The sequence below is a fragment of the Brachybacterium halotolerans genome (assembly GCF_016623465.1).
GTDB classification, from domain to species: domain Bacteria; phylum Actinomycetota; class Actinomycetes; order Actinomycetales; family Dermabacteraceae; genus Brachybacterium; species Brachybacterium halotolerans.
On sequence record NZ_JAEDAJ010000001.1, the window covers coordinates 213940 to 227912 of the forward strand.

Sequence of the window (13973 nt, forward strand, 5' to 3'; positions counted from 1 at the left end):
GGCGGTCCCGGGGAACCCATGGGGCTTAGACTTGCGGGGCGATCCGCGGCTCCGCCACGTGCGGCGGAGCCGCCCCGCGTCCGCCGCGCGCACCGCGGCGGGACCCGAGCAGCGGGTCCCGATCGGCAGGATCGGCGCAGCAGCGCAGCAGTACGACGCCCGGACGAGCAGACGACAGGAACACCACGTGAGCGACTCCTCCAAGTTGACCCTGGACATCGACCTGGGACCCACGGGTCTCCCGCGGCCCGATTTCCCCGAGCCCCCGGCGCTGGAGAGCCACGGCCCCGCGCGCGTGATCTCGATGGTCAACCAGAAGGGCGGCGTCGGGAAGACCACGAGCGTCATCAACCTCGGCGCGGCGCTCGCGGAGATGGGCCGCAAGGTGCTCCTCGTGGACCTCGACCCGCAGGGCGCGCTCTCCGCCGGCACCGGCGTGAACCCCTACGAGCTCGACATCACCGTCTACAACCTGCTCATGGACCGCAGCCACGACGTCCACGACGTCATCCAGTCCACGAGCACCGACGACCTCGACGTGCTCCCGGCGAACATCGACCTCTCCGCGGCCGAGGTCCAGCTGGTCAACGAGGTCGCCCGCGAGATGGCGCTGGCCCGCGTGCTGCGCCCCGTGATGGACGAGTACGACGTGATCATCATCGACTGCCAGCCCTCGCTGGGCCTGCTCACCGTGAACGCGCTCGCGGCCAGCCACGGTGTGATCATCCCGCTCGAGGCCGAGTACTTCGCCCTGCGCGGCGTCGCCCTGCTCGTGGAGACCATCGAGAAGGTGCAGGACCGCATCAACCCCCGCCTCGACATCGACGGCATCCTCATCACGATGTTCGATCCGCGCACGCTGCACGCCCGCGAGGTGAGCCAGCGGGTCGTCGAGGCCTTCCCGGACCGGGTCTTCCGCACCACCATCAATCGCACGGTGAAGTTCCCCGACGCGTCCGTGGCCGCGGAGCCGATCACCTCCTTCGCCTCCTCCACCAAGGGCGCGGAGTCCTACCGGCAGCTCGCGCGGGAGCTCGTCGCGCGCGGCTGCGCCGCCTGATGGCCGAGCGCCGCCGCAGCGCCTTCACCCCGCCGCGCAGCGTCCGCCTGCGGGACAGCGACGGACGGCCGGCGCCCGCCGCCGAGTCCGCCCCGGCCAGCGGCGAGCGCCTGCAGAAGGTCCTCGCCCGCGCGGGGTTCGGCTCCCGGCGCGCCTGCGAGGCGATCATCGCGCAGGGGCGCGTGAGCGTCGACGGCGAGACCGTGCTCGAGCAGGGCGTGCGCATCGACCCGGCGCGGCAGGTCGTGCACGTGGACGGCCGCCGCCTCCAGCTCGACGGGGGCAAGCGCACCGTCGCCCTGAACAAGCCCCGCCACGTCGTCAGCGCCATGTCCGACCCGGAGGGCCGTCGCGACCTCACCGAGTTCGCGGAGCGCTTCCCGGAGCGGCTCTACCACGTGGGCCGCCTCGACTTCGAGACAGAGGGCCTGCTCCTGCTCACCAACGACGGCGAGCTCGCCCACCGCCTCACCCACCCGAGCTTCGACGTCGAGAAGACGTACGTGTGCCGCTTCCCGCTCACCGGGGCCTTCCCGCGCGGCCTGCTCAAGGCTCTGCGCGAGGGCGTCGAGCTCGAGGACGGCCCCGCCCGCGCCGATCGTGCGCGGCTCGTCGCCCACGATGGGCGCGAGGCTGTCGTCGAGGTCACCCTCCACGAGGGCCGCAACCGCATCGTGCGCCGGATGTTCGCCTCCCAGGGCCACGAGCTCACGGCCCTCGTGCGCACCCGCATCGGCCCGATCCTGCTCGCGGACCTCGCGCCCGGCCAGACCCGCGAGCTCGAGCCGAAGGAGCTCGGCACGCTGATGGCGGAGGTCGGCCTGTGAGCGAGGCGCCCGCCGCTCACGACGCGCCCCTGCTGCCGAGCCCGGTCCTCGTCATCGGCACCGGCCTGATCGGCGGATCCCTCGGACTCGCCCTGGGCGGCGCGGGCGTCGAGGTCCACGTGCAGGACGTCTCCCCGGGCACCACCTCGCTCGCGGTCGAGCTCGGCGTGGGGCGAGTCCGGCGTGCGGACGACGCCGACCCCGCGCTCGTCGTCGTCGCCGCCCCGCCCGACGTCGCCGCAGCCCTCGTCGCCCAGGCGCTCGAGGCCCACCCCGAGGCCCTCGTCGTCGACGTCGCGAGCGTCAAGCGCGTGGTCCTCGAGGACCTGCGCGCTCGCGCCGCCGCCGGGGAGCTCACCGCCGACGACCTCTCCCGCTACCTCGGCACCCATCCCATGGCCGGGCGCGAGGTCTCCGGAGTGATCGCCGCCCGCGCCGACCTGTTCCTGGGCCGCCCCTTCGTGATCTGCCCGCACGAGGGCACGCGACGCGGCGCGGTCGCCCGGCTCCGCCAGATCGCGACGGAGCTCGGCTCCCTGCCCGTGGTGATGGAGGCGGCCCGCCACGACGAGGCCGTCGCCCGCGTCTCCCATGCCCCGCAGGTGCTCGCGAGCCTGCTCGCAACCGGCCTGCTGGAGGCCGAGGAGCAGGCCCTCGAGCTCTCCGGCCAGGGACTGCGCGACACCACGCGCATCGCCGCCTCGGACCCGCGGCTGTGGGTCGAGATCCTGGGCGCGAACGCCCGGGCCCTGCTCCCTGTGCTCGGCGACATGCAGGAGAGGCTCGCGGGCGTCGCCGACGCCCTGTCCACCATGCAGGGCGATCCGGACCCGGCCGTCGGCTCGCGCCGCGAGCTCGCGCGCCTCATCGCCGACGGCAACCGCGGGGTCGCCCGCATCCCCGGCAAGCACGGCAGCGGCACCGACGCCTTCGCGACGGTCTCGGTGATGGTGCCGGACAGCCCCGGCGAGCTCGCGCGCCTGCTCACCGAGACCGGCCAGATCGGGGTCAACCTCGAGGACCTCCACCTCGAGCACTCGCTCGGCCAGCGGGTGGGCGTCGCCCACATCGCGGTGATCCCGAGCCATGAGGATCTGCTCACGAGGGAGCTCGCCCGGCGCGGATGGAGCGTGCTCGAGGGCTGAGCGCCCGTATCCTGATCCGATGGAGTCCTCCGCAGCCCAGCCCGCATCCGAGCACGCCGTCACGTCGGACGCAGCGCCCGCCGGCGCGCCCCGCGGCGTGACCGTCGCGATCGACGGCCCCGCCGGCTCGGGCAAGTCGACCGTGGCGCGTCGCGTCGCCGAGGTCACCGGCGGCGGGTTCCTCGACACCGGCGCCATGTACCGGGCCGTGACCTGGCAGTGCCTCCGCGGCGACATCGACCTCGAGGACCGCGAGGCCGTCGCGCACGTCGCCGAGACCCTCGACCTGGACCTCGGGACCGACCCCGCCGGGGCCACCGTCGCCGTCGGCGGCCAGGACGTGACCGCCGAGATCCGCACCCAGGGCATCAGCGGCAAGGTCTCCGCGATCGCCACGAACACGGCCGTGCGCCCGATCCTCCAGCGTCGCCAGCGCGAGGTCCTGCGGGAGACCGCCGATCTCCGCGGCCTCTGCGCCGCCGAGGGCCGCGACATCACCACCGTCGTGGCTCCCGACGCCGACGTGCGCGTGCTGCTCACCGCGAGCGACGAGGCCCGCATGGCCCGGCGCGCCGCCGAGCTCGGCCTCGACGACTCCGAGGAGAGCCGCGCGCGCATGCGCGACCAGGTGCTGCGCCGCGACCGCGACGACTCCACGGTCTCCGAGTTCCTCACCGCCGCCGAGGGCGTCACCCCGATCGACACCACCGACCTCACGATCGAGCAGGTCATCGAGCGCGTCCTGGCCCTCGTGGACGAGGCCCGCGCGCGCCACGAGGAGGCGGCGGGCGTCCAGGACGGACCGCGGGACGTTCAGGGCGATCCGCAGGACGCGCAGGACGACCCCGAGGTGCACTGGACGGGCGGCCCGGACGCCGTCGCCTCCCTCGGGGACGAGCCCACCGACGAGGAGATCGCGGAGGCCTGGCGCGCTGGTCTCGAGGACTACGACCTCGACGACGAGGACCTCGCCCTCCTGAGCGAGGGGATCGAGGAGGCGCCCGTCGGCCGTGCGGCGAAGAACCTGCCGGTCCTGGCCGTGGTCGGCCGCCCGAACGTCGGCAAGTCGACCCTCGTGAACCGCATCCTGGGCCGCCGCGAGGCCGTGGTCGAGGACGTCCCGGGCGTGACCCGCGACCGCGTCTTCTACGCGGCCGAGTGGGCGGGCACCGACTTCTGGCTCGTCGACACCGGCGGCTGGGAGGACAAGGTCCAGGGCATCGCCTACCGGGTCGCCGAGCAGGCCGAGGTCGCGATCGAGCTCGCCGACGCCGTCCTCTTCGTGGTCGACGCGACCGTCGGCATCACCACCACCGACGAGCAGCTGCTCAAGGTGCTGCGCCGCTCGGACCGCCCCGTGATCCTCGCGGCCAACAAGGTCGACGACGAGCGCGGCGAGCTCGAGGCCGCAGCCCTGTGGAACCTGGGCCTGGGGGAGCCGCACCCGGTCTCCGCGATCCACGGCCGCGGCTCGGGCGATCTGCTCGACGCCGTCCTCGCAGCGCTCCCGGAGGAGGGGCGCGGGGCGGCTCCCGACGACGGCCCCCGGCGCGTCGCCCTGCTGGGCCGCCCGAACGTCGGCAAGTCCTCCCTGCTGAACCGCCTGGCGGGGGAGAACCGCGTGGTGGTCGACGATCTCGCGGGCACGACCCGCGATCCGGTCGACGAGAAGATCGAGCTGGGCGGACAGGTCTGGACCTTCGTGGACACCGCGGGCATCCGCCGCCGCGTGCTGCAGTCCCAGGGCGCCGACTTCTACGCGTCCCTGCGCACCCGCTCGGCGCTCGACCGGGCGGAGGTCGCCGTGGTGCTGCTCGAGGCCTCGGAGCCGATCTCCACGCAGGACCTCAAGATCATCGACATGGTGCTCGAGTCCGGGCGCGCCCTCGTGCTCGCCTTCAACAAGTGGGACCTCATCGACGAGGACCGGCGCCGCCAGCTCGAGTGGGAGATCGAGAAGGACCTCGCGCACGTCGCCTGGGCGCCGCGGGTGAACATCTCGGCACTGACCGGACGCCACGCCGAGAAGCTCGTGCCGGCCCTGCGCACCGCCCTGGACTCGTGGGACACCCGCATCCCCACCGCGCGCCTGAACGCCTTCCTGGGCACCCTCGTCGCCGCGCATCCGCACCCGCTGCGCGGCGGCAAGCAGTCGCGCATCCTCTTCGCGACGCAGGCCCGCACCCGGCCGCCGCGGATCGTCATCTTCGCGACCGGATTCCTCGAGCACGGCTACCGGCGCTTCATCGAGCGCCGCCTGCGCGAGGACTTCGGCTTCGCGGGCTCCCCGATCGAGATCGGCGTGCGCATCCGCGAGAAGCGCTTCCGCTGACCCGAACGGGAGCACCACGGCCCGCGTCGACCGTCGCCCCCTCCCGACCGTCCCGACCAGCCCCACCCGCCCTGAGGAGCAGACCATGAGCCAGTCCTGGCAGCAGGTGCCGCCGCCCCAGCCCCCGGGCCCGGGTGCTCCGGTCCCCACGCCACCGGTGCAGTACCCGGAGCGCCAGTCCCTGCAGACGCAGGCGATCGTGCAGATCGTCATCGGCGCGATGTGCGGGGCGATGATCCCGTCGATCCTCGGGATCATCGCGCTCGTCAAGCTCGACGAGCCCACCACGGCACGCGCCCTCGTGAAGTGGGGCTGGATCTCGATGATCATCGTCGCCGCGCTGATCGTCCTCGTCTTCCTGGTGACCCTCGTGCTGCCGCTGATCATCACCCTGATCACCGTCGGCGCGGCGTCGGCGAGCTGAAGGAACCCATGGCGACCCCCGATTTCGTCCTCGCACTGCGCGAGCACATCGGCCACGACCTGCTGTGGATGTCCGGCGTCACCGCGATCGTGCTGGACGCCGAGCGGCGGCGCACCCTCGTGGTGCGCCGGGCCGACACCGGCGACTGGACCCCGGTCACGGGCATCATCGATCCCGGCGAGCAGCCCGCCCGCGCCGCCGTCCGCGAGGTCGCCGAGGAGGCCGCGCTCCTGGTGCGTCCGCTGCGGCTGATCGAGGTGCGCACCCTGCCGGAGACCACCTACGCCAACGGCGACCGCGCGCAGTACCTCGACCTGTGCTTCGTCCTCGAGCACGTCGACGGAGAGCCGCGGCCGGCGGACGGCGAGAACACCGAGGCGCGCTGGGCGGACCTCGACGACCTCCCGTCGATGCCCGGCCGGTTCCGCGACCAGATCGCGCTCGCCCTCGAGGGCCGTGCCGAGGCGGTGTTCCGGGCATGAGCGCCGCCGCCCGCGCCTCTGGCCGCGCCGCGCGTCCCGGCGACGTGCTCGCCCTCGCGCTCACCCAGCACTCCGGGGACGAGGCCCACGTGCGCATGCTCCTGGACCAGCGCACGCTCGCGGATCGCGTGCCCGATGCCGCCGAGCACCTGGCGGTCTTCGGGGACGGCGTCCTGGTCGAGGTCAGGGTCGGCGAGCGCCTCGCGCTGCCGGGCGTCTGGGTCGAGCGCAGCGTGCTCGACCTGCGGCCGACGGGGGAGCGGGAGCCGCTGCGCGAGGAGGACCTGCGGCTGCCCGCGGCGGTGGTCGGCGGCACCGGGCAGACCTCCCTGGCCTGGGGCGAGACCCGCTGGCCGCTGCCCTTGGACGCGACCGTCGCGATCCCGTCCTCGTGCAGGCCCGGGCCCCACTCCCTCCCGGATCTGCGGAGGCTCGCCCTGCATGCGGCCGGCCGCCGCGCCGAGATCGCGCTGACCCTCTGGCAGGACCCCGGCTTCGACGTGCCCTGGCGCGACGTGCGACTCGTCCCGCACGCCTCCTGGTGGTTCGAGATCGCGCAGATCCCGCCGGGGACCCGCTACGCCGACGCCGCCGCCCGCCAGGGCGTCGAGGCCGCGCGGCTGCTCGTCGCCGCTCGCGACTGACCGCCGGACACGCCAGCGCCCGGCCTCCGCGGCCTGCGGCGCCGCGCCTGTAGGCTGGCTCACAGCCACGCGCACCCCGCGGGAGGACCACGCGCCCCGCGGCTGCCGCCCCTCGATGTGGAGGAGCCTTCCCCATGGTCACCCCGGGACCCACCCGCCCCGACAGACGCACCTTCCTCAGGATCACCGCCGGCGCCGCCGTCGTCCTGCCGCTCGCCGCCTGCTCCTCGGACGCGGGAGCGGACACCGTGCGGATCGCCTACCAGCAGTTCGGCTCGGGCACGAACCTCAAGGACTGGCTGAGCGCGAGCGCGAAGACGTTCACCGCCGCCCGTCCGGGCCTCAGCGTCGAGCTGGTGCCGATCGTCGCCGCGGAGAACGACTACTTCACCAAGAACGAGCTGCTCATGTCCTCGCCGCGGACCTCGGCCGACGTCGTCTACGAGGACTCCTTCATCATGCTCTCCGACGTCGGCGCCGGATACCTGCGGCCGCTCGACGCGCACATCAGGACTTGGGACCACTGGGGCGACGTCGTGAAGGCCTCCCGCGAGGCCTTCACCGCGGAGGACGGGCACGTCTACGGCGCCCCGCAGACCACCGACACCCGCGCCCTCTTCTACCAACGAGACGTCTTCAAGGAGGCAGGGCTGCCCAGCACCTGGGAGCCGACCTCCTGGGACGACATCCTCGAGGCCGCCCGCGCGATCAAGGACTCAGATTCCGAGGCCGCCCCGCTGTTCATCTTCAGCGGGAAGGCGCAGGGCGAGAAGGCCTCGATGCAGGGCTTCGAGATGCTGCTCTACGGCACGACCTCCCGTCTCTACGACGAGGACACGCGGAAGTGGGTCCTGGGCTCGCAGGGCTTCGTCGACGCCCTCTCACTGCTGCGCACCATGTTCGAGGAGGAGCTGACCCTCCCGGTCTCCCAGCACCTGGACCCGAACATCAGCGAGAGCATCTACTCCACGATGATCCCCGAGGGGAAGCTCGGCATCCTGCTGGACGGCTCGTGGATCACCCGGAACTGGGCCGAGGGGTCGCCCGGGGAGTGGCCGGAGTGGACCGAGAAGGTCGGCCTGGCGAAGATGCCCACGAAGGACGGTCAGGACCCGGGCACCCTCACCCTCGCGGGCGGCTGGGGGCTCACCATCCCCCAGCACTGCCGGGACGAGGACGCCGCCTGGGCGTTCATCGAGGCGGCGACCTCGACGGAGAACTCGCTGGCCTTCGCGATCGCGGACAACCACATCACCGTGCGCAAGGACGTCGCGGCGAAGAAGGAGTACCAGGAGTACGCGCCCAGCGTCGAGTTCTTCACGGATCTGCTCGCGACCGCCTACTACCGGCCGGCCCTGCCGGCCTACCCCGAGGTCTCGGCGGCGATCCAGGAGGCCATGGAGGCGGTCATGTCCGACGCCGCGGATCCGAAGAAGGCCGCGGCCGACTACGACGCCGCGGTCACGGACATCGTCGGCGCCGAGAACGTGCAGGAGGAGTCCCGATGAGCGCACTCGCCCCCGAGCGCCCCGCGACCGGGCCCGTGCGGCCCCGCCCTCGGCGCCCCGCCGGCATCGGCGACCGTCTCACCCTGCGGCGCGCCGCGCCCATGATCCCCGCCGCCGTGCTCCTGGTGCTGTTCATGGCCGGCCCCATCATCTACTCGCTCTACCTCGCCTTCACCGACAAGGCGATCCGCGGGGACGGCGCCTCGAAGACCTCCTTCGTGGGCGTCTCGAACTTCACCGACGCCCTCACCGACGGCGACTTCTGGAACTCGGTCGTGCTCACGATCCTGTTCACCCTGATCTCCGCCGTGATCGGGCAGAACCTCCTGGGGCTGCTGCTCGCGGTGCTCATGGAGAGGGCGAACCGGGTGATCAGCTTCGCGATCACCTCCATCGTGATCGCCGCCTGGATCCTGCCTGAGGTGGTCGCCGGCTACCTGCTCTACACCTTCTTCGCTGAGGGCGGCAGCCTCGACGGCATCCTCGGCCTGGTGGGCATCCCGCCGCAGACGCTGCTGTTCAGCGCCCCGATCGTGGCGGTGAGCTTCGCGAACGTCTGGCGCGGCACGGCCTTCTCGATGCTCGTGTACTCGGCGGCGCTCGGTGCGATCCCCGGCGATGTCCAGGAGTCCGCCGCGATGGACGGGGCCGGGCCGATGCGCCGCTTCACCTCGATCACCCTGCCGCTGCTGCGCCCGGCGCTCGCCACGAACCTCATGCTCATCACCCTGCAGACCCTCTCCGTCTTCGGGCTGATCTTCATCATGACCGGCGGCGGTCCCGACCGGAAGAGCCAGACCCTGCCGCTGTACATGTACGAGCAGGCCTTCTCCTACGGCCAGCTCGGCTACGGCACCGCGGTCGCCCTGCTCCTGCTGCTGATCGGGGCCGCCGCCTCCCTCGTCTACCTCCGCCTGCTCCCCGAGGAGGAGAAGCGATGACCTCCACCGCAGCGGCCGACGCCGCCTCCGCACCCGCCTCCCCGTCCGCCGCATCCGTCCCCGGCCCGACGACCGCGCGCACCCGCCGCGGCCACAAGGGCGGCAAGGGGCCGCGCGAGCGCACCGCCGAGCTCGCCTCGAGCCTCGCGATGATCGTCATCGGCGTGGCGTTCCTGATTCCGCTGCTGTGGGTCGTGCTGGCCTCGTTCAACGAGAGCGCCACGCTCTCGGTCAGCTGGCCCGAGAAGTGGAGCCTGGGCAACTTCCGGGCGATCTGGAACACCGAGACCACGTTTCGCCCGCTCGGGAACTCGCTGCTGCTGTGCGGCGGGGCGACGATCGTGACCATGGTCGCCGCGGTCCTCTGCGCCTACCCGTTCTCGCGGTACCGCTTCGCGGCCAAGCGTCCGCTGCTGCTGACCGTCATCTTCGCGACCGGCCTGCCGATCACCGCGATCATGATCCCCGTCTACTCGCTGTTCGTGCAGGTCAACCTCATCGACTCGATGTTCGGCGCGATCCTCTTCCTGGGCGCCTCATCCCTGCCGTACGCCATCTTCCTCACCAAGGGGTTCATGGATTCGGTGCCCGTGGAGATCGAGGAGTCGGCATGGACGGAGGGAGCGGGCGTGCTGCGCACCCTGTGGTCCGTGGTGCTGCCGCTCATGCGCTCGGGACTCTCGGTGGCGACGATCTTCACCTTCGTGGGCATGTGGGGCAACTTCTTCGTCCCCTTCATGCTGCTGCTGAGCCCCGATCACCTGCCGGCGGCGGTCACCCTGTACACGTTCTCCTCGCAGTACGGGCAGGTGGCCTACGGCCAGCTCGCGGCCTTCTCGATCTTCTACTCCCTCCCGGTGGTCGCCCTGTACCTGATCATGGGGCGGAGCCTGGGCACCGGCTTCGCCGCTGCGGGCGGCGTCAAGGGCTGACGGGCTGGGCATCGGACCTCTGCGACCCCGGCTCAGGAGGAGCCGGGGTCGCAGCGCGTCCGGCCCGCGATCAGCGCGAGGCGGCGAGAACGTTCCCGACCAGCGATGACTCCGCGGAACCGGTGGAGGCCGATGCGCTGTCCTGGGATCCTCCTCCGTCACTCTGGGCTCCGCCGCCGGGCTGTCCCGAGGGAGTGCTTCCCCCGGGGGGCGTGCCGCCGCCGTCGGAGGGCGGCGTACCGCCGCCACCATCGGAGGGCGCCGAACCTCCGCCCATGTCGTCCGAGACTCCTGGCTCCGTCGTGGGATCGATCGCGACGGGCAGAGTGACGGTGTACCCGGACTCCGCGTCACCCTCGACTTCCGCGAGCTGGAGCTCGCCACCGTCCTCCCCGAAGACGTTGTCGGAGTCGAGCGTCACCTTCGACATGTTCTCGGCCGACCCGTCGTACTCATCGAGGGCGTAGACCGTCTCGCAGACGTCCTGCGGGAGAGCGACCTGCGACGTCGCGAGGAGATTGTCCGTGCTCGTGATCGAGTCCGCATCGGGGTAGACCTCGAAGTGGATGTGCGGCCAGCGTCCCATGTAGCAGCCGGGGAAGATGCTCGTGAAGGTGACCGACCCCTGCGCATCGGCGACCTGGACGCCCCGGAGATAGTTCTCATCCTCCAGGCCCTCGGAGTAGAGGGAGTACTCGCCCGCGGCGTCGCACTGCCACACGTACACGGCCACGCCCTCGTACGCGGAGTTGTCGTCGTTCAGGTTGGTGATGTTCAGCGTGAGCTCGATGGGTACACCGCTTGCGGTCGCGCTCGCGTCTCCGAAGCTCGAGGTGATGTCGGCGCGGATGATTCCCGATTCCGTGAGCACGTTCACCCCATTGGTCCCGTCGGCCGGATAAGGGCCGTTGGTTTCCTCGGGGATCTCGCCATCACTCGTGGAGTCGCCGCCGCTGTCCGAGGATGAGCTGCTCTCCGTCGTGCTGTCCGCGCTGCTCGAGCCGCAGGCTGCGAGGCCCATTGCCGCGGCACCGAGACCCAGACCAGCAAGCGTGCGCCGTCGGGAGAGCAGCGTGCGCAGATCGAAGCCGAGGCCCTGGTCCGCAAGAGGCTCTTCGGGGTGTTCCAGGGGGCGTCCCTCGTACGTCGGCGTGCCATCGGCCTCCAGATGAATCCGTGGGTCGTCCGATGAAGCTACGAGGCGGGCATCGGGCCGGGAATCGTCCGGCTGTGGGGTGCGCGTGGTCATCTCATGTCCTTCAGTCGTTCTGCTGGGGCGAGATCGATCCTTCGTGCGCAGGCCATGCCGCGGCCTGGTGCGAGCTGTGCTGAGGCTGTGTGCGGCACGACCTCAGCGGAAGACGACCGTCCGCATCCCGTCGAGCAGCACCCGGGACTGCGCGAACCAGGTGACCGCCCGCCGCAGCGCGAGGCACTCCTGGTCCTGGCCGATCTCCCGCAGCTGCGCGACCGAGTGCGAGTGCTCCACGCGCGTCACGTGCTGCTCGATGATCGGGCCCTCGTCGAGATCCGAGGTGACGAAGTGGGCGGTCGAGCCGATGAGCTTCACGCCGCGCTCGTGCGCCTGCCGATAGGGGTTCGCGCCCTTGAAGCCGGGCAGGAACGAATGGTGGATGTTGATGCAGCGACCGGCGAGGGCCTCGCACAGCTCGGGGGAGAGGATCTGCATGTACCGGGCGAGGACCACGAGCTCGATGTCGTGCGCGTCGACCGCCTCGAGCACGGCGCTCTCGAAGGCCTCCTTCTGCTCCGGGCCCGCGACGGGCAGGGAGCGGAAGGGGACGCCGTGGAACTCCACGAGGTCGCGCAGGGTGTCATGGTTCGCCATCACGAGCGGCACCTCGATCGGCAGGTGCCCCGAGCGCTGGTGGAACAGCAGGTCGCTCACGCAGTGCGCGGCCTTCGAGGCCAGGATCAGTGTGCGTCGGGGTCTGCCCGCGGCGTCGAGGGAGGCCTCGAGGCCGAAGCGCTCGATCACCGGGGCGAGCGCGCCCTCGAGCGCGTCGCGCCCCGTGTCCGAGGCGATCTGCAGGCGCATGAAGAAGCGCCCCGTGTCGGGGGAGGCGAACTGCTGGGATTCGGTGATGTTTCCGCGCGCGGCGACGACGGCGCCGCTGACCGCGTGCACGATCCCGGGCCGGTCCTCGCACGCGAGGGTGAGCACCCAGGTGGTCAGCGCGGTGGTCGGCTCCGCGGGGGTCTGGGAAGCGGTCGTGGGGCCGACGGGCGCGGCGGGCTTCTCGGCGGGGGTCTCGGGCATGGGAGGAGTCTAGGGAACAGCGGCGCCGCCCCGGCGGCTCGGACCGCGGGATGGGCTGGTCGAAGGGCTGGACTTCTCCCCGAGGGCGGGGGACGATCTCGGTATCCGTGCACCGCGCTCCCGCGCGGTCGGGGGAGGGAGGTCAGTGATGATGGACTCGACCCCCACCGTCGTGGTGGGTGTGATCCCTGGACAGCACTCCCGGGTCGTCGCCGAGGCGGCGACCTTCGCCGAGCGCTTCGGCGCCGAGCTCGTGTGCGCGAGCGTCGACGCCTCGAGCTACACCCTCGAGAGACGGCCCGACGGCACCGTCACCGCACTGCCCGTGGACCCGGACGCCTTCGAGGAGATCGTCGAGGTCTTCGACCCGGCCCTGCACCGGGCGATCGCCGAGACGCTCGCCGACCGCGGCGTGCACTGGTCCACGGTGGCCCTCGCGGGTCCGCCGGCGCAGGAGCTCATGCGGCTCGCCGACCAGCTGGACGCGGCGATGATCGTGGTGGGCACCCGGGAGTCGGGCCTGCGCGCCTCGCTGCGGGAGTTCCTCAGCGGCTCCGTCGCCGTGCACCTCGCGCACCACCAGGAGCGGCCCGTGGTCGTGGTGCCGCTCGCCTCCCATGGCGAGGACCTCACCCTGCCCTGGGAGGACGAGAGCTGATCAGGGCGCGCCTCGCGCCTCAGCGCGGGGCGTCGGTGATCTGGAGCGTCGGCCGACGGCGGTGCACGGTGAGGTGGCGCAGCCCCTCCGGTCCCGCGGTGAAGGCGCGGCGCGAGCGGCGGGGGAGCAGCACCAGCTCGCCCGGCGCGAGGTCGACCTGACCGCGCTCCGTGGTGATCGTGCCTCTGCCGGTGAGGACCACGACCAGCACGTCGTGATCCGGCCCGACGTGCTCGCCGATGCCGCCTCCCGCGGGCAGGATCACGAGGTTCGAGTCCAGGTCGCGCGGCTGTACGCCGATCGACCAGGCGGCCCCGCCGGCCGACCCCTAGGGCAGCTCGACCTCGGCGGTGTCCACGAGCACGCGGGGGAGCGCGGTGGAGGCGAGCCGCGAGATCCGCACGCGCCAGTCGCCGTCCTCCGTTCCCTCGTACTCCCAGTCGAAGCTGCCCGGCTGGTCCCGCTCGAGGTCGTCCCGCAGGTGCAGGGGATCGTGGTCGTTGACGAGCACGAACGACTCGCCGGCCCCGAGCTCCTCGAAGCGCGCGAAGATCCGTCCGTGCCGCTGGGGCCTCGGCACCTCGCGCACGTCCAGGATCGCGGGCTGCGGGGTGCGCGCGGAGTGCGGATCGGTCGACGGGGAGGGCACGGGGGACTCCTTCTCCGAGTGGGGCGGACGGCGGTATGACCGCACCCTACGCGCGGCGCAATACCCTCGAGCCGATGAAGGTCCCGGCGG

At 72.1% G+C, this 13973-nt stretch carries 15 protein-coding genes; 11 read left to right on the forward strand and 4 right to left on the reverse strand.

All coding sequences use genetic code 11. From position 1 onward, the window contains the following. The first annotated feature begins 187 nt into the window (after positions 1 to 187). The 10 genes from I8D64_RS00930 to I8D64_RS00975 all read left to right on the forward strand — a co-directional run bounded on the left by I8D64_RS00930 (position 188) and on the right by I8D64_RS00975 (position 10295). Complete coding sequence (locus tag I8D64_RS00930; RefSeq protein WP_152353016.1) at positions 188 to 1060, forward strand: ParA family protein; 873 nt, start codon at positions 188 to 190, stop codon at positions 1058 to 1060. After that, the gene (locus tag I8D64_RS00935; RefSeq protein ID WP_200500642.1) at positions 1060 to 1887 is read left to right on the forward strand and encodes a pseudouridine synthase; all 828 of its coding nucleotides are present in this window, start codon (positions 1060 to 1062) and stop codon (positions 1885 to 1887) included. The genes I8D64_RS00930 and I8D64_RS00935 overlap by 1 nt, the downstream gene beginning before the upstream one ends. After that, positions 1884 to 3032: a prephenate dehydrogenase gene (locus I8D64_RS00940; RefSeq protein WP_343068376.1), complete on the forward strand. Its 1149-nt coding sequence runs from the start codon at positions 1884 to 1886 to the stop codon at positions 3030 to 3032. The genes I8D64_RS00935 and I8D64_RS00940 overlap by 4 nt, the downstream gene beginning before the upstream one ends. A gap of 19 nt (positions 3033 to 3051) precedes the next feature. Further along, entirely contained in the window at positions 3052 to 5364 is a 2313-nt protein-coding gene (der, locus tag I8D64_RS00945) for a bifunctional cytidylate kinase/GTPase Der (RefSeq protein WP_200500643.1), read from the forward strand. 85 nt (positions 5365 to 5449) lie between these two features. Then, positions 5450 to 5788, forward strand: a complete 339-nt coding sequence (locus I8D64_RS00950; RefSeq protein WP_200500644.1) for a hypothetical protein — start codon at positions 5450 to 5452, stop codon at positions 5786 to 5788. A gap of 8 nt (positions 5789 to 5796) precedes the next feature. Next, positions 5797 to 6270, forward strand: a complete 474-nt coding sequence (locus I8D64_RS00955; protein WP_200500645.1) for an NUDIX hydrolase — start codon at positions 5797 to 5799, stop codon at positions 6268 to 6270. Beyond that, on the forward strand, positions 6267 to 6914 hold the full coding sequence (locus I8D64_RS00960; RefSeq protein WP_200500646.1) for a hypothetical protein: 648 nt from the start codon (positions 6267 to 6269) through the stop codon (positions 6912 to 6914). The genes I8D64_RS00955 and I8D64_RS00960 overlap by 4 nt, the downstream gene beginning before the upstream one ends. A gap of 134 nt (positions 6915 to 7048) precedes the next feature. After that, positions 7049 to 8422 (forward strand): extracellular solute-binding protein, encoded by a 1374-nt coding sequence (locus I8D64_RS00965; protein ID WP_200500647.1) that lies wholly within the window; start codon positions 7049 to 7051, stop codon positions 8420 to 8422. Continuing rightward, positions 8419 to 9363, forward strand: coding sequence for a carbohydrate ABC transporter permease (locus I8D64_RS00970; RefSeq protein ID WP_200500648.1), 945 nt, complete (start codon positions 8419 to 8421; stop codon positions 9361 to 9363). Before I8D64_RS00965 ends, I8D64_RS00970 begins: the two co-directional genes overlap by 4 nt. Continuing rightward, on the forward strand, positions 9360 to 10295 hold the full coding sequence (locus I8D64_RS00975) for a carbohydrate ABC transporter permease (RefSeq protein WP_200500649.1): 936 nt from the start codon (positions 9360 to 9362) through the stop codon (positions 10293 to 10295). The genes I8D64_RS00970 and I8D64_RS00975 overlap by 4 nt, the downstream gene beginning before the upstream one ends. Before the next feature lie 70 nt (positions 10296 to 10365). Here I8D64_RS00975 and I8D64_RS00980 read toward each other — a convergent pair whose 3' ends face one another. Together I8D64_RS00980 and purU are read right to left on the reverse strand one after the other, a co-directional pair. Beyond that, positions 10366 to 11544, reverse strand: a complete 1179-nt coding sequence (locus tag I8D64_RS00980) for an intradiol ring-cleavage dioxygenase (RefSeq protein ID WP_246482624.1) — start codon at positions 11542 to 11544, stop codon at positions 10366 to 10368. A 102-nt stretch (positions 11545 to 11646) separates the two neighbouring features. After that, positions 11647 to 12576, reverse strand: coding sequence for a formyltetrahydrofolate deformylase (gene purU / locus I8D64_RS00985; RefSeq protein ID WP_200500650.1), 930 nt, complete (start codon positions 12574 to 12576; stop codon positions 11647 to 11649). Between the two features lie 148 nt (positions 12577 to 12724). On the opposite strand from purU, the gene I8D64_RS00990 reads away from it, so the two are divergent. Further along, positions 12725 to 13234, forward strand: a complete 510-nt coding sequence (locus I8D64_RS00990) for a universal stress protein (RefSeq protein ID WP_200500651.1) — start codon at positions 12725 to 12727, stop codon at positions 13232 to 13234. 19 nt (positions 13235 to 13253) lie between these two features. On the opposite strand, the gene I8D64_RS17075 is transcribed toward I8D64_RS00990, so the two are convergent. Together I8D64_RS17075 and I8D64_RS17080 are read right to left on the reverse strand one after the other, a co-directional pair. Beyond that, complete coding sequence (locus I8D64_RS17075; RefSeq protein ID WP_343068377.1) at positions 13254 to 13499, reverse strand: cupin domain-containing protein; 246 nt, start codon at positions 13497 to 13499, stop codon at positions 13254 to 13256. A 63-nt stretch (positions 13500 to 13562) separates the two neighbouring features. Further along, a complete protein-coding gene (locus tag I8D64_RS17080; protein ID WP_343068378.1) occupies positions 13563 to 13883 on the reverse strand; it encodes a DUF2249 domain-containing protein in 321 nt (106 codons plus the stop codon). Between the last annotated feature and the right edge of the window lie 90 nt (positions 13884 to 13973).